An 18,460-nucleotide genomic window follows, 5' to 3' on the forward strand; every position below is an offset into this window, starting at 1 on the left:
ACCCGAGCCTCAGATTCCGAGCGCGCGGTACTCGCTGCAGGGGCGGGCGCGCTCCCAGACCGGGTCGAAATGCGCGCGCAGCTGGCGTGCGCGTGCGCCGCCGTCGAGCCGGGTCTCGCCGTCGTAGCGGTGGCCGAGCGGGCGGTAGTACCAGCCGTCGCGGTCGTTGACCACATAGGCCGAGGGGTATTTGAGGTCGACCGGCTCTTCGATGGCGCGGAACTCGAACACGCTCGACAGGCGCTGGCTCAGCCCGATCAAGGGGGCGAGCGCGCGTTGCGGCGCGCCCGGGTCGTGCAACAGCACCCGGATCGCGCCGCCGGAGGTGGCGAGCCGGCGCAGCGCGGCGACCACCTCGGGCCGGTCGAGCAGGCCCGGGTCGAGGTCGCGGCTGTAGATCGACAGGCCGCGGCGGGCGTTGGCGATGACTCCGGCCAGGGCGGCGAGGGCGGCAGCGCGGGTTTCGACCGGGTTGGCGGCGTCGAGCAACAGGCGCATCGACTGGTGGTCGATGCCGGCCTCGACGAAGCGCTCGCCGAACGGCAGGAAGCCGCGGCGGGCATAGAAACCGATCGCCGAGGCCTGGGCGTGCAGGGACAGCTCGCGCCAACCGAGTTGGCGGGCGCGTTCGATCAGGGCATCGAGCAGGGCCTCGCCGACGCCGCGGCCGCGCCAGCCGGCCAGCACGGCCATGCGGCCGATGCGCCGGTCCGGGGTCAGGCGGCCGGTGCCGATCGGGCGGTCTTCGGCATCCAGGGCCAGCACGTGTTGGCACAGCGGGTCGTGCGCGTCGAGTTCGATCTCGGCCGGGACCTGTTGCTCCTGCACGAACACGGCCTCGCGCACCGAGCGCAGCGCCGCCAGGGCAGCGGCGTAGTCGGCGACGGCGACGACCCGGAACCCGGTGCTCATTCCTCGGCCCCGCCGTCCTCGTCCTCGCCCTCGTCGTCGAGGCCGAGGCGGTAATGGCCGGCGGCGATCAGTTCCTGGACGCAATCGCGGCCGGCTTCGGACAGCGCCGAATACACGGCGGCGTCGATTTCGGCGGCGGCCGAGATGGCCTGGGCATCGCCGGCGGGCAGGGCGAATTCCTGGCCGCTGACGTAGAGCCGGGCCACGGCGCCCTGCGCCTTGGCCTGCCTGGCCGGCTGCGCATGCGCCTTGCGCCAGGCCATGCGCGACCACGGGTGGCGCCACAGGCTGGCGCCGCGCTCGAGGTCCCACTCGATCTCGATGCGCGAGCGCGGGTCTTCCTGGCCAGACGAGACTTCGCCGGCGGCGCGGTAGACGGTGATGAAGCGGCCGAACCAGTCGCCGAGGCGGTCGGGGTCGTTCATGCGCAAGACGTTCAAGGCCTCGACCACCCGGCCCATCGCCGCGGCGTCGATCTCGTTGGGATCGGCCGGCGGGCTCAGGTCGGGGTCGTGGTAGCGCAGGCTCTCGTCGGCTTCGGCGGCCAGGGTGTCGATGAAGTCGCCCATCAGCTCGGCCGCCGACGGCGCGCGCATGCCGACCGAGAAGGTCAGGCAGGCATCCTCGGCGACGCCGTGGTGCGGCACGCCGGGCGGCAGGTACAGCATGTCGCCGGGGCCGAGCACCCAGTCGTGGCTCGGTTCGAACTCGCGCAGCAGCTTCAGCTCGGCGTCCGGGCGGAAATCCTGCGGCGCGCCGGGGCGGGCGTCGATCTGCCAGCGCCGATGGCCCTGGGCCTGCAGCAGGAACACGTCGTATTGGTCGACATGGGCGCCGACCGAACCGCCGGGCGCGGCGAACGAGACCATGATGTCGTCGATGCGCCAACGCGGCAGGAAATCGAAGGCCGGCAGCAGGGCGGCGACGTCGGCGTCCCACTTGTCCACGTCCTGGACCAACAGCGTCCAGTCCTGGTGCGGCATGCCGGGGAATTCGGACTCCTCGAACGGCCCATGCCGCAGCGAATAACGATCGCTCGCGCGATCGTGCTGGATCAGCCGCGCCAGCACGCCTTCTTCGCAGGCCAGGCCGGCCAGGTCTTCGGGTTGGATCGGCGATTGCAGGCCGGGGAAGGCGTTGCGGATCAGCAGCGGGCGTTTCTGCCAGTAGTCGCGCAGGAACACGGCCGGCGGCATGCCGAGCGGCGGGCGTCGAGCGGCGTCGACTTCGATGAGAGGCGATTTCATGGGCGCGAAGTCTACGCCAGGGGCGTCGCGCTTGGCGTCGTCGCGCCGGCTGAAGTCAGCGCGGCGTCGACGCGTCTTTCAATTTGCTTTCCCGGTGCTCGATGTCGGCCTTCAGATCGACGACGGACGCGGCTTCGCCCCCGCCTTGGGCCAGGCGCAAGCGCTGCAGATGCGCCGGCTCGCGCGGCAGGGTCAGGCCGCGTGCGGCGAGCAGTTGCTGGCAGCGCTGCTGCCATTGCGCGAGCTGCGGGAATTTGCCGCCGTCGACCGGCCACCAGTAGACGTTCTCGACCACGGTCTGGGCGCCGATGCGCTCGGGCTTGGCCGCGCTTTCGAGGCGGTGAGTGGGGTCGGCGCCGCGTTCGAGCAGCCAATGAGTCTTGTCGAACTGGCCGCGCGAGTAATACGTCAGCAAGGAGTCGCCGCTGTCGCCGTGGGCCGGGGCATCGATGTCGGCGCCGTGCTCGATCAGCAGCTTGACGTTGTCCCACTGCCCGGCGAGGGCGGCGATCCGGGTCAGAGGTTGCCGGTCGAGATCGCTGGCGTCGGCGCGGCCGCCGCGTTCGAGGAAGGCGCGCAACACCTCCGGCGATTCGGCTTTGGCCGCCCACACCATGACCGTGCCGACGGCGGGCACGGCGCGGTTGGGGTCGGCGCCGGCCTCGATCAGGGCGGCGACGCCGGCGGCGTTGCCGTGCAGCACCGGCCAGGCCAACAGCGGCAGGCCGCCCGGGGACACTGCATTGGCGTCGACATGGGCTTGCTTGACCAGCCGCTGCACCTCGGCGCCGCGGCCGGCGGCGGCCGCCTGCGCGAGTTCGAGTTCGGGACCGCTGAAATGTTGCTCGATCTGCAAGTTGGGGGTCATGGCGACGACGGGCTCGGCAGAAGGTATGGATGCGACGGCGGGCATCGGTGCGGAGTCGCTGCAGGCGCACAGCGCCAACAGGACCGAAGGCGCCCAGACTGGCCGATAGCCGGCTGGATCAGAGCCGACTGGATAAAGGCGGCCTCGGCGGAAGGGCGCGCGGGTCATGTCGGCAGTATGGCCACTGTGGCGATCCTCCGGCGTGAGCCCGGCTCGGCAAGGCGCATCGGCCCCGGTTCAACCGTCGAGCTGTTCGCGCAAGGCCGCTTCCTCGCTGTCGATGTGGCTGGCCATGGAGTCGTCGAACACGCCGAAGCTATGCCGATCGACCATTTCCAGCACGCTGGGGATGGTTTCGGGCTCCAACCCGGCCTCGATCGAGGTGGCCACGCCGGTCTCGATGGCGTCGGTCGCGTCGGCAGCGAGATCGCCGCCTTGCTCGACCAGGTCGCCCAGCGATTCGATACCGTCGCCCAGGGTCTCCACGCCGTCGCCGAACGCGCCGAGGATCGCGCCGGCCGGACCGGGCAGATGCTCGTCGATGAATTCGGTGCCGCTGTCGACCAGGTCGGTGAAGCCGCCGACGATGTCGCCGAACAGGCCGCCGCCGTCGCCGACGGTCTCGGCGATGTCGCCGAGTTCGCCGATCGGCAACTGGTCGGAGGCGGCGTTGATGCCGTCGATGGTGTCGTCGAGCGAGACGATCTCGGGACGCGCTTCGCCGCTCTCGTCGGTGGCGTCGAGGGTGACGCGGCGGCCGACCGCGTCGGGCAGGTTCAGCACGCTGTCGGCGGTGGCGTTGGTCGGCAGCACCACATCGTCCTGCAGACGGTTCGCGGCCAGGCCGACGCCGTTGAGAATGGCGGCGAAGCCGGCGGCGTTGTCGTCGGACAAGCCCGAGGTCGCGGCCTGCAATTCGGTCAGCAGGTCGCCGTCGACCGCATACGTGGTGATGTTGCCGTCGGCCTGCTCGAAGCTGAGGCCGCGCTCGGCCAGCGCCGCCTCGACCGTGGCCGGGTTGACCCCGGCCGGGTTGGAGACGATGCCCCGGTTGCCGGTGACCAGCGCCGCCGCGGTGGCGAGGCCGCCGCCGAGCGAGTGGCCGCTGAAGATCACGTTGTCGCCGCCGTGTTCGGCGACCGAGCTGGCGATGTCGATGGCCTGGTTGTAATAGGCCTCGTCGTTGCCGAGCGCCTGGGCGACGTCGGCGTTGACGTCCTCCAGGTCGGCGAAGTCGGTGCCTTCGAACTGCAGGACCGGCGCGGCATCCGGGCCGAACACCGCCGGGTCGGGGATGAACAGTTCGGCATTGAAGCCGGAGCCTTCGGGATGCAGTTGCTGCGGGGTCAGCCCGTACTGCTCCAACTCGGCCTCGCTCGCGCGATGCCAGCCTGCGGGCACTTCGTCGTCGGCGCCGAGCGAGCGGCTCAGGGCCAGCACTTCGCGGTCGTGGTACAGCGTTTCCAGCGCTTCGGTTTGCTGCCACAGCGCGCCGTCCTGATCCTGCTGCGCCTGGGTATAGCCCTGGGTCAGCAGCTCGCGTTGCTCCGGGTTCGAGGTCGCGGCATTGACCCGCGCTTCGATCTGCTCGGGAGTTTGCGCCGGCGGCGGAGGCGGCGGCTCCTGCTGCAGGACGTGTTCGACGACACGGGAGACGCTTTGGACGAAATCGGTGACGAAGGACATGACCGCAATCCGGGCTGTGACGGCTGCCACGAATCTCGCCACAAGCTGCGCTGCTCCGCCATCCGGGCGGACCCTAGCCTAGGGTTCGCCCGGGGGACCGGAATCAGGCCTGCTGTCTGCCCGGGGGCGACTCGACTTAGGCGCGCTCTCCGCCGCGGGGCCGAGCCGAACTCAACCCGGGTCCGCGATCTCGTCGTAACCGCGGCCGACGAACTGCAGCAGGCACCAGCCGTGCCCGAACGGATCGGCGATCTGCACGATGCGGCCCCAACGGGTATTGCGGATACGGTCTTCCTGGATGGCTCCGGCGGCGACCGCTCGGGCGAGTGCGGCTTCGGCGTCGTCGACGACCACGTCGCAATGCACCGGCGTCCAGTGACGCGAATACACCCGCACGTCGTGGCCGGCCGCCTGGCTGCCTTCGGTCTTGAGCAGCAGGTAGATCGGCGCTTCGCCGCCGAGCAACTCGACCACCTGGTCGCCGAAGCGGCGGCCGACCCGCAGGCCGAAGGCTTCGGTGTAGAACGCGGTGGCTTCGTCGAGGTGCGGTACGTCGATGTTGATCAGTTGTTTCATCGGGCGGCTCCGCGGGCGATAGCCGCCGATCATGCGCGCTCCCGCGCTAAGGCTGCGTGGCGATGCGGGCCATGCCGTTGCCGGCGCGGCCCGAATGCGGGGCAAGCAAGCGCGGGCTCAAGGCGCCGATGCGCGCTCCTTGGCCAAGCGTTCTTCGAGCTTGCCGGCGCCGGTCGCGGCGTAGGCGCGGCAATCGTTGGAAGTGCCCGACGGCGTGGCTTCGGACGCGTCCAGTCGCGCGAGCAGGTTGCTGGCGTTGGGATGCGGGGTCACCAGGATGTCGCAGGGCAGTGCGGCGACGGTCTCGATGCTGCGTCGGAACGCGGCGACCACGCCCGGGTGCGCGGTTTCGTCGCTGTAGCGGTAAACATCGTCGCTGATCGGGGTGAGGCTGTCGGCGTAGGCGATGCTGCGGCACTCGCCGGCCTCGTCGCAGGCGCGCCAGCTCCAACTGGTGCCGCCGGGCGTGTGGCCGGGGGTGGCGTGCGCGGTCAGCACGATCGGGCCGAGGCTCAGGGTGTCGCCGTCGCCGATGGCGCGCACCGCGGTCACCGGCGGGAACGGCGACACGCTCAGGAATTGGGGATCGCCGCGATTGCTCTTGCCGGTTTCCAGCGCGGCGATGGCCGGCGCGCGCGCGACCACGGTCGCGCCGGTGACGCGCTGCAGATGGGCGAGGCCGCCGGCATGGTCGTTGTGTTCGTGCGAATTGAGCAGATAGCGGACCTGGCGCGGGTCGAAACCGAGTTTGCGGATATTGGCTTCTATCTGCGGCGCGGCCTTTTCGGTAGCGCCATCGACCAGCACATGGCCCGGGTCGGAAGTGATCAACACCGCGCTGAGCCCGCAGGTGCCGACGTACCAGGTATTGCCGTGGATGCGGCGCGGCTGGGTAGGCTGGTGCCAGTCGGGATCGGCCGCGCACGGCGCGACGGCGGCGGTGGCGCTTGGCGCGGGCGTCGACGCGCAGGAGGCCAGTACGCAGATCAGAGAAGCGGCCAGCAGGCCGTCACGCAGAGACATCGGCGGATCCGAACGGAAGCGAAGGGGCACTCACTATGTTCGATCGCGTCTTGCAGTGGAACCGCGCAATGTCGATTGCGACGGCCTCCCTGTAGGAGCGGCGTGAGTCGCGACAGCGTCGCTTCCTGATGGCCGCGCCGGTACATGCAATCCCGCAGTCGCGGCTCACGCCGCTCCTACAAGAGCAGCGGCGCGGCTTTTGGGGTAAGAGCGACGTAAGTCGCGACCGCGTCGCTTCCTGATCGCCGCGTCGGCCCATGCAATCCCGCGGTCGCGGCTCACGCCGCTCCTACAAGAGCAGCGGTGCGGCTTTGGGGTAGGAGCGACGCGAGTCGCGACCGCGTCGCTTCCTGATCGCCGCGCCGGTACATGCAATCCCGCAGTCGCGGCTCGCGCCGCTCCTACAAGAGCAGCGGTGCGGCTTTTGGGGTAGGAGAGACGCGAGTCGCGACCGCGTCGCTTCCTGATCGCCGCGCCGGTACATGCAATCCCGCTGTCGCGGCTCACGCCGCTCCTACCCGCAGCGGCTTCCGCGATCGCGTCGTCGGTCAGCGCGTCAGATCTCGCGCGCCAGCTTCTCGGCCAGGCCGGTGTAGCTGCCCGGGGTCATCGCCATCAGGCGTTGTTTGTCCTCGGCCGGCAGCTCCAGCGAGGCGATGAATTCGCGCATCGAGGCTTCGTTGATGCCGTGGCCGCGGGTCAGCGCCTTGAGTTGTTCGTAAGGATTCGGCAGGCCGTGACGGCGCATCACCGTCTGCACCGCTTCGGCCAACACTTCCCAGGACGCATCGAGGTCGGCGGCGAGGCGCTCGGGGTTGGCGCTGAGCTTGCCCAGGCCGCGCAGCAGCGCGTCCAGGCCGATCAGGGCGTGGCCGAAGGCGGTGCCCAGTGCGCGCAGCACGGTCGAGTCGGTCAGGTCGCGCTGCCAGCGGCTGATCGGCAGCTTGGCGGCGAAATGCTCGAACAGGGCGTTGGCGATACCGAAGTTGCCCTCGGCGTTCTCGAAGTCGATCGGATTGACCTTGTGGGGCATGGTCGAGCTGCCGACTTCGCCGGCCTTGACCGACTGCTTGAAGTAACCCAGCGAGATATAGCCCCAGACGTCGCGGCACAGGTCGATGCAGACCGTGTCGATGCGGCGCTGCGCGTCGCAGACTTCGGCGATGCCGTCGTGCGGTTCGATCTGGGTGGTGTAGGGCTGCCAGTCCAGGCCCAGCGAGGCGACGAAGCGTTGGGCGAAGGCCGGCCAGTCGATGTCCGGATAGGCCGAGAGGTGGGCGTTGTAGTTGCCGACCGCGCCGTTGATCTTGCCCGGCATCTGCGCGCCGGCCAGGGTCTCGCCCTGGCGCTGCAGGCGCGCGACCACGTTGGCGATTTCCTTGCCGACCGTGGTCGGCGAGGCGGTCTGGCCGTGTGTGCGCGACAGCATCGGCAGGGCAGCGTAGTCGTGGGCCATCGTGCGCAGCTTCTGGATCAGCTCGTCCAGGCGCGGCAGCAGCACGTGCTGGCGGGCCTCGTTGAGCATCAGAGCGTAGCTGAGGTTGTTGATGTCTTCGCTGGTGCAGGCGAAATGCACGAACTCCAGGGCCGGGCCGAGCTCGGCGTCGTCCTTGAGGCGTTCCTTGATCAGGTATTCGACCGCCTTGACGTCGTGATTGGTGGTGCGCTCGATCTCCTTGACGCGTGCCGCGTCCTCGATCGACAGCTCGTCGGCGAGCTTGCGCAGGCGAGCGGCGGCGGCTTCCGAGAACGGCTTGAGTTCGACGATGCCGGGCTCGTTCGCCAGCGCCAGCAGCCATTCCACCTCGACCTTGACGCGGGCCTTGATCAGGCCGAATTCGGAAAAGATCGGCCGCAGCGTGTCGACCTTGCCGGCATAGCGGCCATCGAGCGGGGACAGGGCGAGCAGGGTGGTCTTGGGGTCGGCTGACATGGCACGCGCAGGGCAGTAAACAGTCCGCCATTCTACAGCCACGCCGCCCCGGGCCGCTCCGGGCCCCCGTGCCGCCTCCAAGACGCCCGGACAGGACGCCCCGACAGGACGGCCCGATAGAGCCGGATTTGGCGGTTCGCGGCTGCGCTCTCGACGCCCGCCGCGGTCGTGGCCATGATGGCGCCCGCCAGCCGCTGCACGCGCCAGCTCCCATGATCCGCCGGGCGTATCCTCGCAGCATCCGCGATACGCAGCGGCGCCTCGCGTCCCCCTTGAATCGATGGAGCTGGCCATGGCGACTTCCGCCAAGAACAAAAGCAAGACCGCAAGCAAGACCGCGCCCAAGCGCGAAGGCAAGGGCGCAGCGGACACTCCGCGGGCGGGCAAGGGCGCGACAGGCAAGCCCGCTGCCGGCTTCCGCCTCGAACACGACAGCATGGGCGAGCTCAGCGTGCCCGCCGAAGCCCTGTGGGGCGCGCAGACCCAGCGTGCGGTGCAGAACTTCCCGATCTCCGGCGTGCCGATGCCGCGCGAGTTCATCCGCGCGCTGGCCCTGGTCAAGGGCGCGGCGGCCGAGGTCAACGCCGGTTTCGGCCTGCTCGGCAAGGGCCCGGCGGCGGCGATCCGAACCGCCGCGGCCGAAGTCGCCGGAGGCCGCCACGACGCGCACTTCCCGATCGACGTCTACCAGACCGGCTCGGGCACTTCGAGCAACATGAACGCCAACGAGGTCATCGCGACCCTGGCCACGCGTGCCGGCAAGCATGCGATCCACCCCAACGACCACGTCAATCTCGGCCAGAGCTCGAACGACGTCATCCCGACCACGATCCGGGTGTCGGCGCAACTGGCGGTGACCGAATCCTTGTTGCCGGCACTCAAGCACCTGCGCAAGACCATCGAGGCGCGCGCCAAGGAACTGGCCAAGGTCACCAAGACCGGCCGCACCCATCTGATGGATGCGATGCCGCTGACCTTCGGCCAGGAATTCGGTGCCTGGGCGGCGCAGTTGAGCTCGGCGCAGGCGCGCATCGAGGACAGCCTGAAGCGGTTGCGCCGCTTGCCGATCGGCGGCACCGCGATCGGCACCGGCATCAACGCCGATCCGCGCTTCGGCAAGGCCATGGCCAAGGCCTTGTCGGCCGCGACCGGCAGCAAGTTCGAGTCGGCCGCGGACAAGTTCGAGGGCCTGGCGGCGCAGGACGACGCGGTCGAGCTGTCGGGGCAACTCAATGCGCTGGCGGTGGCGCTGATGAAGATCGGCAACGACCTGCGCTGGATGAACTCCGGGCCGCTCGCGGGCCTGGGCGAGATCGAACTGCCGGCACTGCAGCCGGGCAGCTCGATCATGCCGGGCAAGGTCAATCCGGTGATTCCCGAAGCCCTGGCGATGGTCTGCGCCCAGGTCATCGGCCACCACGCGGCGATTACCGTGGCCGGGCAAAGCGGCAATTTCCAGCTCAATGTGATGCTGCCGCTGATCGCCCACGACCTGCTCGATTCGATCCGCCTGCTCGGCAATGCCATGCGCCTGCTCGCCGACAGCAGCATCGCCGGCTTGAAGGTGCGGCAGGCGCATGTGCGCGAAGCCCTGGACCGCAACCCGATCCTGGTCACTGCGCTCAACCCGATCATCGGCTACGAAAAAGCCGCGGCGATCGCCAAGCAGGCCTACAAGGAAGGACGTCCGGTGCTGGAGGTGGCGATGGCGGCGACCGGCCTGCCTGAAAAACAGCTGCGGCGCCTGCTCGATCCAGCCGCGCTGACCCGCGGCGGGATTCACGGCGGCGGTGGCGGTGGCTGAAGCGGCTGAACCGGCCGGGGGCGGCAACCGAGGGGCTGCCGGCGCTTTGGCCGGGATGCCCGAACGCTCCGATTTCACGGCACATTCACGGACGTAGCCCGGACATCGCGCCCATCAACGAATTGTTCGAGGATTTTATTTCGCGACCTGAGTGGGGTTTCGCGACGAGGCCGTTTCGCTATCCTCGCTGCGCATACAGGCAGCAATTCAGTCGCCGGGACATACTCGGCGGCAGTCGGACAGACCGGCAGGGGCGGTCGAGCGACAACCGGCATCCGGGCCATCGGCCCGGTCTAGGTCGCGTCGAACTCAACCCCCATCGGACTCATCCGCCGGACGCCCTTTCGCTCCGCGGCATGGGACGGTGCGTCCGCCGTTTTCCAGTTTTCGCACGCTTGCCGACGACCCGTCGCGCAGCCGGTTATTGAGCGGTAATCGGTCTGCAACGCCAGGTGTATATCGAGCGGTTCATGTCCCAACGTCCGGCCGACCGTCGCCAAGCGGTGGCCGGACGAGCTGTTTCCCCCGACCCCCGGATCCGATCCGGTCAGCCATAACCAGAAGTGGAGCTTCGCTCATGAATTCGATTCGATTCTTTCGGTACGCCGTCGTCCTGTCCCTGTTCGCCTGCGCCGGCTGCAACCCGCAGAGCGTGCCCATCGGCGACGAGCTGAAGTCCGAGCTGTTGGCCAGCCATGCCGCCCCGGCCGTCGCTGTCGCGGCCCAGGCCACGGTCGACCAGGTCCGCAAGGCGCACTGAGCGGCGCTGCCATAGGCGCCATCCGGCCGTGCTTCGGCACGGCTGGACGGCGTTTGCCGTGCCCGCCTCTTGCGGGCGGACGTTTTGCTCGATCGTCCTGCGGCCAGATACGCCGCCGCCGGAGACGGTGCGGTCGCGGCTTACGCCGCTCCTATCTGAAGGCGACGACGCCGCCGATGTCCGCATCGCAAGGATGCGGATGCCGTTGCCGAAGATTTGCTTCCTCACAACGCGCGGTCGCGACGAACTGTCGCGACCGCGGTCGGTTCCGCGCTTGCGCTCAGCTGCGGCAGTCGCCGACCGAGCTGGCCTCGATCGCGGCGAAAGGCTCGAACGCGGGCAGGCTTGCAGTGAGCTCCTCCTGCGCGGTACGCAAGTCGGCGAGCCGGTCGCACATGTTCTGCGCGCGCTGTTCGAACACCGCCGCGTCGGCCTCGACTTTCGTGCCGATCGAATCCGGATTGCCGCTGGCCAGGCCGCTCAAGATCGTGCTCACGGTCTTGCCGGCGAAGGCGGCGCCGTCCTTGCCGATGGCGACGCCTTCCTTGCTGATGTTCATGGCGTGGGCGAAGTAGCGCTGGCTGATCGCCCTCTGCTCCGGGCTGAGAGCGACCGCGTTGCCGTCGAGGCTCAGGGTGCCGTCGGCGCCGATTTCCGCATAGGCGCCGTCCTTGCCGCGCAGGATCACCCGATCGTTGGCCAAGCTCATCGGTGCGATCACCGAAACGTTCACGCTGGCATCGGGCGCCTGCGAGCAAGCGCTCGCCGACACGGCGATCAATAGGGCGAAGGGAAGCGAGAGCGAACGTACGGCTTTCATGGCGGGCTTTCCTGAGCGGTTTAAGGACGGCCTGGACGAGGGGCCGGATCGAACGTCCCGATCAATCGTCTTGCGGCAAGTGGACGCGGCCGGCGACGCCGTTGTGGACCACCGAGCCGCTGCCGATCGAGTGCACGCGCAAGTCGCCGCGCACGCCATTGACTTCGAGGTCGCCCGAGCCGATGCGGCTCAATTCGACCGAGCCGCCGACGTTGCTGAGTTCGACGTCGCCCGAGCCGATCGAGCCGAGCTTGGCGTCGCGGGCGATGCGCTTGGCGGTGAGGTCGCCGGAACCGAGCGAGATCAGCTGCAGCGAGCCGATGTCCTGGAAATCGACGTCGCCGGAACCGACGTCGGCGGTGGCCAGGCCGCGCACGTTGCTGACCTTGATGTCGCCCGAGCCGACATCGGCGCTGAGCGAGGCGACGCGGTCGACGTCGACATCGCCCGAGCCGACCTTGAGCTGGACCATCATCGTGTCCGGCACGGTCGCCTGCAGCTTCATGTAGCTGTAGCGGTTGAGGCCGAAGTTGATGTTGGAGCGGTGCTGGGCGAGGACCACCAGCTTGTCGCCGACCCGCTTCTGGGTGACGGTCATGCCGGGCAGGTCGGCGGCATTGGTGGCGCAGGCGCGACCGCTGACCGCGGCCTTGGCGCCGGGCGAGCCGGTCACGCTGAGCTCGTCCGGGCCGATGTCGAAGACCACTGCCTTCACCCCGGTCAGGTCGAGCTGCAGATTGCGCGGTGCGGAAAATTCGCAGCGTTCGGCGGCCTGGGCGGCGAACGGCAGCGACAGGGCGAGGGCGAGCAGGGGGATCGTATGGCGCATCGGGCGCTCCGGAGTTGAAGGGTCGGTTCGATGGATGCGGCGCGGGCGAGCGGGGTTGCAATTATTTTCGCGGAACGGGATTTGGCGGAGCCGGTTTTCGCGGAGCCAGCTTCGCGGAGAGTGACTTGGTGGCGCGGGACTGGGTCGAGCCGGGGTTGCGGTGGAACTCCGGTCCCGTCCGCGGACGGGACCGGAGGGCCGGCGATCAGCCCTCGTCGCGCCAGCGGCGCAGGCGGATCGCGGCATAGACCATCAGCGCGCCGAGCACCGCGCCGATCCACAAGTCGACCGTGGCGAAGGCCTGCAGGCTGCTGGTGAAGTCGATCGAGCGGGCGATGTCCTCGGGGCCGTTGATGACGCTGTTGGTATCGACGCCGTTGATCTGCGGGCTTAGGTACCAGCTGCCGGGGACGATGCTGAGCAGACCGCGGAACGCCACCGTGTACCAGATCGCGTCGTGCGGGATCTCGATGCCCGGCAGGATGTCGAGCCAGCTGATGAACATGCAGGCCAGCAGCGGGATCACCACCGCCCAGACGAAGGGCACGCTGCGCGCCCACGCCGAGCACAGCATCAGCCAGCCGACCGTCGGCAGGGCCCACAGCGCGTACACCGGGATCGAGCACAGGATCTGCAGGACCAGGCGCAGCGGATGCGCTTCGGTGAAGACCCCGCTCGCGCCGGGCACGCCGTTGAGCAGCACCGCGACCCACGACAGCAACCACATCACCGCGCCGATCGCCAGGCCGATGCCGATCGCCAGCACCGGGGCCAGCACCAGCGCCCACAACAGCTTGGACAGCACCGCCTGGGTGTCGGAGACCGGCAACGACTTCCAGAACAGGATGCTGCGGTCCTTGCGTTCGTCGTAGATCGAGCCCAGGGCGTAGAAGAACACCACGAACACGAACACCACGCAGGCCAGGCCCATGCCGCTGAGCAGGGCGATGTCGCCGGCGAGGCCGAACGCCGACTCGTGGCCGGAAACGTTGATGTTGACCCCGTCCATGTGCACGTCGCCGCGACGGATCGCGCTCTGCAGCATGATCGAGCTGGCGACCACGCCGAACAGGGAGAACACGATGGCGACCAGGCCGGTGATCACCGGGGCCCAGAAGAAGCCGCCGCGGTGTTCCCAGAACTCGCGCCGCAACAGCATCTTGAAGGTCTGCAGCGGCGGGATAGCGGCGACCGCGCGCGGTGCGGCGGGGGCGGCGAGGATATCGTCGGCGACGTTCATGCGTAGGTCCCCTTCATGGTGGCGACGAACAGATCGGCCAGGCCGGGCGTACGTACTTCGCCGAAGCCGGCCAACTGCTCGGCCGGAACGCCGTCGAACAACATCACGGTCTTGCCGAACGGAAGCGAGCGTTCGTCCAGCGGTTTGAGCGCGCGCGCCTGGGCGGCGGAGTCGGTGTTGACCAGCACCTCGATGAAGCGCTCGCCGAGCACTTCCATCGGGCTGTCGAGCACGACCTTGCCGTCGCGGATGAACATCACGTCGGTGAGGATGTGCTCGATTTCCTCGACCTGGTGAGTGGTCACCAGGATGGTCTTGTTCTCGTCGAAGTAATCCTCGAGCAGGCGCTGGTAGAACTGTTTGCGGTAGAGGATGTCCAGGCCGAGGGTCGGTTCGTCGAGCACCAGCAGGCGCGCGTCGATGGCCATCACCAGCGCCAGGTGCAGTTGCACGATCATGCCCTTGGACATTTCGCGCACGCGCAGGTTGGGCTTGAGTTGGGTGCCGTGCAGGAAACGCTCGCACTTGGCCCGGTCGAAGCGCGGATGCACGCCGGCGACGAACTCGATCGCTTCGCGCACCCGCAGCCAGCGCGGCAGCACCGCGACGTCGGCGATGAAGCACACGTCGCGCATCAGCGCGTCGCGTTCGTGGCGCGGGTCGCGGCCGAGCACCGACAGCTCGCCGTCGAAGGCGATCAGGCCCAGGATGGCCTTGAGTGCGGTGGTCTTGCCTGCGCCGTTGGGGCCGATCAGGCCGACGATGCGGCCGGCCGGGATGTCGAAGGCGGCGTTGTCGAGCGCGAGCTTGTTCTTGTAGACCTTGCGCAGGCCGCGCGCGGTGACGATATGACCGGGGTCGATATGGATGGCATTGGTCATGGTGCGTCCGCCTTGTCGTTGCCGGTGCGCGCACCGAGCAGTTCTTCGTTGCTGAGGCCCAGGCGCTGGATGCGCTCCAGGACCAGCGGCCATTCTTCGCGCAGGAAGCGTTCGCGCTCGTTGACGAGCAGTTTCCTTGCGGCTTCTTCGGTCACGTACATGCCCAGGCCTCGGCGTTTTTCGACCAGCGCCTCGTCCGCCAACTCCTGATAGGCGCGCGAGACGGTGATGGGGTTGAGTTGGTATTCGGCGGCGACCTGCCGCACGGACGGCAGGGCATCGCCTGGCTTGAGGACGCCGTCGAGCATCATCGCGACGACGCGCTCCTTGAGCTGGCGATAGATTGGAGCGCCGTCGCTCCATTGGATTGCGGTCATGGTTCAGCCCCGCGGCAGGAAGGAGAAGTAAGGCATAACGAGGTTCCGTCGGTTACGGCGCGCGGCGGTCCCGGCCTTGCGTTTGGTTTCGGTGCTTGCCGGCTCCGCGGCAACGAGGGGCTCGACCGCGTTGGCGATCGCGGTGAGGTCGGCGACTTCGTTGGCGATGCCGGCGACGAACAGGCTGACTTCGGCGGCGCTGGCATCCTGGCCGAGCCGGTCGGCGCTGGCTTCGATGCGGCGCGCGATGGCGGCGACGTCGGTTTGGCGGCTGCGGGCGCGCGCCACGAAGTCGCGGTCGAAGCTGATCTGCGCCTTGATCTGGCCCAGCTCGACCTGGATCGGGCGGGTCGCTACCGCGTCGCCGGCCAGCATGGCCAGCTCCGGGGCGGCGGACGCGACCGGCGCGGGCGAGGGGAAGGCGACTACCAGGCCCAGAACCAGGGCGCCGCCGGCGGCCATCAGGGCTGAAATGGAATTGTGGAGCTTGCGGTTCATATCGAACGTCCTGCTCGTTAGTGGGCCGGTGTTGTATGCAACTATAACACCTAAACACACAGCGTCAATCGATACCGACCCAACTAAAGTCATACTTGGCCCAGCCAGTCCGGCTCCGCCGGCTTTCCCTCCATCGATCCTCCCGAGGCTGCCCGATGACTTCTTCGCTCCCCCGTTCAGGCCTGGCGCGTTGCGCGGGCCCCGTCGCCCTGCTGTCCCTGATGCTGGCCGCCGGCGCGGCCGTCGCCGCCGGTGGGTCCATGCTCGACCGCAGCTTCCGTCCGCTGGCCGGCAAGACCGCGGTCAACCTCGACGCCCGCTACGGCGGCGACGTGGTGCTGGTGGTCAACACCGCCAGCAAGTGCGGCTACACCCCGCAATTCGAGGCCCTGGAAGGCCTGCAGGCCAAGTACAAGGGCAAGGGCTTCGCCGTGCTCGGTTTCCCGTCGGGCGACTTCAAGGCCCAGGAATTCGAGGACGAAAAGCAGATCCAGGCGTTCTGCACCCTGACCTACGGGGTCAAGTTCCCGATGTTCGAAAAGGTGCACGTGATCGGCGAACAGGCGACGCCTCTCTACAAGGACTTGGCCAAGGCCGCCGGCGAAGCGCCGAAGTGGAACTTCCACAAGTATCTGCTCGGCCGCGACGGCCGCCTGATCGCCAGCTACGGCAGCAAGACCACCCCGGACGACCCGACCGTGGTCGCCGCGATCGAGCGTGCCCTGACGGCGCCGCGGCCGAAGGCCGCGAAAGCGCCGGCCACCGCCGCCGCCCCGCAGCCGGCAGTTGCCCGCTGATCCTCCAGGCCGGGCATCGGCAGCGCTCGGGCGCGGCATCGCATCGCGCCCGAATGGGGCGCTGCGCGCGCGGATCTGCGCAGGCGATCGGGTTTCCGGCGCTCACGAGCCGCGGCGGGATGGAACTTCCGGGCTTGTCCGCCGTCACACTGGAACATTGCCGCCGTAGCGCCGGCCCGCGACAATGACGGGCTTGCGCCGGACTGCGGCGTATCGATTCGCAAAAAGGAGCGGGACCCGATGAAGGCTTTCGTGCGCGGCGCGGCCGTGTTGATCACCACTGCGGCGCTGTTCAGCGGCGTCGCCTCTGCCCAGGACAAGACCGTGCTCGCCAACGACCGTGAAAAGATCAGCTATGCCATTGGCCTGGATGTGGCCAGTTCGCTCAAGCCGGTCGGTCCCGATCTCGACACCGCCGCCTTCGAGCGCGCGGTCAAGAACGTCTTCGACGGCGGCAAGCCGCTGATTACCCAGGAAGAAGCCCGCACCGTCGACCAGGCCCTGCGCGCGCGCATCGCCTCGCGCGACGGCAAGCCGGTTCCGGGCGCCGCCCCGGGCGCACCGCCGCCGTCGGTGGCCAAGGACAAGGTCGGTCTGTTGATCGGCACTTTCATGGTCGGCCCGTCGCTGCAGCAGATCAAATCCGAGATCGAACTGCCGCTGCTGGTGCAGGCACTGCGCACCTCGCTGAGCGGCGGCAAGCCGCTGCTCGCCGAAGCCGAGGCCCGCACCGTGCTGACCGGTTTCAGCGAACGCCTGCAAACCAAGATGAAGGCCGAGGCGGCCGCGGCCGGCGAAGCCAACCTGAAGAAGGGCAAGGACTTCCTCGAGACCAACAAGAAGGTCAAGGGCGTGTTCGTGACCGGCTCGGGCCTGCAGTACATGGTGCTGCGCCAGGGGTCCGGCGAGCGCCCCAAGCCGACCGACAAGGTCAGCGTGAACTACAAGGGCACCTTGCTCGACGGCAGCACCTTCGACAGCTCCTACGAGCGCGGCCAGCCGGCCGAGTTCCCGGTCAACGGCGTGATCCAGGGCTGGCAGGAAGGCCTGGCGATGATGCCGGTCGGCAGCAAGTTCAAGTTCTGGATCCCGGCCGAACTGGCCTACGGGCCGTCGGGCGCGCCGCCGAAGATCGGCCCGAATGCGACCCTCGAGTTCGAAGTCGAGTTGCTCGACATTCTCTGATCGTTCGCCGCCCAGACTCGTTGCGTTCAGCCGCCGGCTGGCAGTTTGTCCAGCCGCCGGCCCGGTTCCCACCCTCGTTTTCGGTTATTTCGTCCTTAGGAGTGCAGTTTGATGAAGCCTTTCATGCGTAACACCGCCCTCGCGTTCGCCGTGGCCTCGATGGCGCTGTTCGCGTCCGGCTGCAACCAGGCCGGCAAGCCGGCCGACGGCAAGGCCGCCGACGCCAAGCCCGGCGACAAGGCCGATGCCAAGAGCGACGTCAAGGCGCTCGGCGGCATGAAGACCGAGAAGGAACAGGAAAGCTATCTGATCGGCATGGACATGGGCCGCTCGCTCGAGCTGCTTAAGGACGATCTCGACCTGGCCGTGCTGCAGAAGGCGATGCAGGCCAACATGAAGGGCGACAAGCCGCTGCTGAGCGACGAGGAAGCGCGCCAGGTCCGCGAGCGCCTGCAGGAAAAGGTTCGCACCAAGCAGATCGAGAAAATGGTCGCGACGGCCAAGAAGAACCAGGAAGAAGGCGACAAGTTCCTCGCCGCCAACGGCAAGAAGCCGGGCGTGGTGACCACCGCGTCGGGCCTGCAGTACCAGATGGTGACCGAAGGCAAGGGCGCCAAGCCCAAGAGCAGCGACACCGTGCGCGTGCACTACAAGGGCACGATGCTCGACGGCAAGACCTTCGACAGCTCCTACGATCGCAAGGAACCGGCGGTGTTCCCGCTCGGCGCGGTGGTCCCGGGCTGGCAGGAAGGCATCGCGCTGATGCCGGTCGGCAGCAAGTTCAAGCTGTGGATCCCGAGCAAGCTCGGCTACGGCGAGCAGGGCACCCCGGGCGGTCCGATCGGCCCGAACGCGACCCTGGTGTTCGACGTCGAACTGCTCGACATCGTCAAGCCCGGCGCGGGCGGTCCTGCCGGCGGCCCGGAATCGGCCGCGATGGGCGGCACGCACCCGCAGCACTGAGTCTTACGCCGCTCCGTGCCCGCGCGTGCGGGCACGGAGTCCGGCCGCAGGGCCGGGCAAT

18 protein-coding genes are annotated in these 18,460 nt (G+C 68.5%); 5 read left to right on the top strand and 13 right to left on the bottom strand.

Translation table 11 applies throughout. The features are described 5' to 3' along the window. Positions 1–9: 9 nt before the first annotated feature. From ACKN61_RS11910 to purB, 7 genes are all read right to left on the bottom strand, one after another. The gene (locus ACKN61_RS11910; RefSeq protein WP_408953616.1) at positions 10–912 is read right to left on the bottom strand and encodes a GNAT family N-acetyltransferase; all 903 of its coding nucleotides are present in this window, start codon (positions 910–912) and stop codon (positions 10–12) included. Next, positions 909–2,159, bottom strand: a complete 1,251-nt coding sequence (locus ACKN61_RS11915) for a JmjC domain-containing protein (RefSeq protein ID WP_408953617.1) — start codon at positions 2,157–2,159, stop codon at positions 909–911. Before ACKN61_RS11915 ends, ACKN61_RS11910 begins: the two co-directional genes overlap by 4 nt. Positions 2,160–2,214: 55 nt before the next feature. Then, entirely contained in the window at positions 2,215–3,027 is an 813-nt protein-coding gene (locus tag ACKN61_RS11920; RefSeq protein WP_408953618.1) for an ankyrin repeat domain-containing protein, read from the bottom strand. A 237-nt stretch (positions 3,028–3,264) separates the two neighbouring features. After that, on the bottom strand, positions 3,265–4,713 hold the full coding sequence (locus tag ACKN61_RS11925) for a hypothetical protein (protein WP_408953619.1): 1,449 nt from the start codon (positions 4,711–4,713) through the stop codon (positions 3,265–3,267). A gap of 171 nt (positions 4,714–4,884) precedes the next feature. Then, on the bottom strand, positions 4,885–5,289 hold the full coding sequence (locus ACKN61_RS11930) for a VOC family protein (RefSeq protein ID WP_408953620.1): 405 nt from the start codon (positions 5,287–5,289) through the stop codon (positions 4,885–4,887). Between the two features lie 117 nt (positions 5,290–5,406). Beyond that, on the bottom strand, positions 5,407–6,312 hold the full coding sequence (gene bla, locus ACKN61_RS11935; protein ID WP_408953621.1) for a subclass B3 metallo-beta-lactamase: 906 nt from the start codon (positions 6,310–6,312) through the stop codon (positions 5,407–5,409). A gap of 556 nt (positions 6,313–6,868) precedes the next feature. Then, positions 6,869–8,245, bottom strand: a complete 1,377-nt coding sequence (gene purB, locus ACKN61_RS11940; protein ID WP_408953622.1) for an adenylosuccinate lyase — start codon at positions 8,243–8,245, stop codon at positions 6,869–6,871. Between the two features lie 436 nt (positions 8,246–8,681). Here purB and ACKN61_RS11945 point away from each other — a divergent pair, with 436 nt between their 5' ends. Both ACKN61_RS11945 and ACKN61_RS11950 read left to right on the top strand, forming a co-directional pair. Continuing rightward, positions 8,682–10,049, top strand: coding sequence for a class II fumarate hydratase (locus ACKN61_RS11945; protein ID WP_408953812.1), 1,368 nt, complete (start codon positions 8,682–8,684; stop codon positions 10,047–10,049). 577 nt (positions 10,050–10,626) lie between these two features. Further along, positions 10,627–10,809 carry a hypothetical protein gene (locus ACKN61_RS11950; protein ID WP_408953623.1) on the top strand — a complete coding sequence of 61 codons (183 nt, stop codon included), beginning with the start codon at positions 10,627–10,629 and terminating at the stop codon, positions 10,807–10,809. Between the two features lie 280 nt (positions 10,810–11,089). On the opposite strand, the gene ACKN61_RS11955 is transcribed toward ACKN61_RS11950, so the two are convergent. From ACKN61_RS11955 to ACKN61_RS11980, 6 genes are all read right to left on the bottom strand, one after another. Further along, entirely contained in the window at positions 11,090–11,629 is a 540-nt protein-coding gene (locus ACKN61_RS11955) for a hypothetical protein (RefSeq protein WP_408953624.1), read from the bottom strand. A 61-nt stretch (positions 11,630–11,690) separates the two neighbouring features. Next, the gene (locus ACKN61_RS11960; protein WP_408953625.1) at positions 11,691–12,458 is read right to left on the bottom strand and encodes a hypothetical protein; all 768 of its coding nucleotides are present in this window, start codon (positions 12,456–12,458) and stop codon (positions 11,691–11,693) included. Between the two features lie 205 nt (positions 12,459–12,663). Further along, positions 12,664–13,698 (bottom strand): ABC transporter permease, encoded by a 1,035-nt coding sequence (locus ACKN61_RS11965; RefSeq protein ID WP_408953626.1) that lies wholly within the window; start codon positions 13,696–13,698, stop codon positions 12,664–12,666. Continuing rightward, positions 13,695–14,579, bottom strand: a complete 885-nt coding sequence (locus ACKN61_RS11970; protein ID WP_031372977.1) for an ABC transporter ATP-binding protein — start codon at positions 14,577–14,579, stop codon at positions 13,695–13,697. Before ACKN61_RS11970 ends, ACKN61_RS11965 begins: the two co-directional genes overlap by 4 nt. Next, complete coding sequence (locus ACKN61_RS11975; RefSeq protein WP_031372976.1) at positions 14,576–14,956, bottom strand: GntR family transcriptional regulator; 381 nt, start codon at positions 14,954–14,956, stop codon at positions 14,576–14,578. Before ACKN61_RS11975 ends, ACKN61_RS11970 begins: the two co-directional genes overlap by 4 nt. A 3-nt stretch (positions 14,957–14,959) precedes the next feature. Beyond that, positions 14,960–15,418, bottom strand: coding sequence for a hypothetical protein (locus ACKN61_RS11980; RefSeq protein ID WP_408953627.1), 459 nt, complete (start codon positions 15,416–15,418; stop codon positions 14,960–14,962). A 191-nt stretch (positions 15,419–15,609) separates the two neighbouring features. On the opposite strand from ACKN61_RS11980, the gene ACKN61_RS11985 reads away from it, so the two are divergent. From ACKN61_RS11985 to ACKN61_RS11995, 3 genes are all read left to right on the top strand, one after another. Beyond that, a complete protein-coding gene (locus tag ACKN61_RS11985; protein WP_408953628.1) occupies positions 15,610–16,251 on the top strand; it encodes a glutathione peroxidase in 642 nt (213 codons plus the stop codon). A gap of 240 nt (positions 16,252–16,491) precedes the next feature. Then, positions 16,492–17,436 carry an FKBP-type peptidyl-prolyl cis-trans isomerase gene (locus tag ACKN61_RS11990; RefSeq protein ID WP_408953629.1) on the top strand — a complete coding sequence of 315 codons (945 nt, stop codon included), beginning with the start codon at positions 16,492–16,494 and terminating at the stop codon, positions 17,434–17,436. 123 nt (positions 17,437–17,559) lie between these two features. Next, entirely contained in the window at positions 17,560–18,399 is an 840-nt protein-coding gene (locus ACKN61_RS11995; RefSeq protein ID WP_408953630.1) for an FKBP-type peptidyl-prolyl cis-trans isomerase, read from the top strand. Positions 18,400–18,460 lie beyond the last annotated feature (61 nt).

The sequence above is a fragment of the Lysobacter sp. Hz25 genome, from assembly GCF_046097045.1.
GTDB lineage: Bacteria > Pseudomonadota > Gammaproteobacteria > Xanthomonadales > Xanthomonadaceae > Lysobacter > Lysobacter antibioticus_B.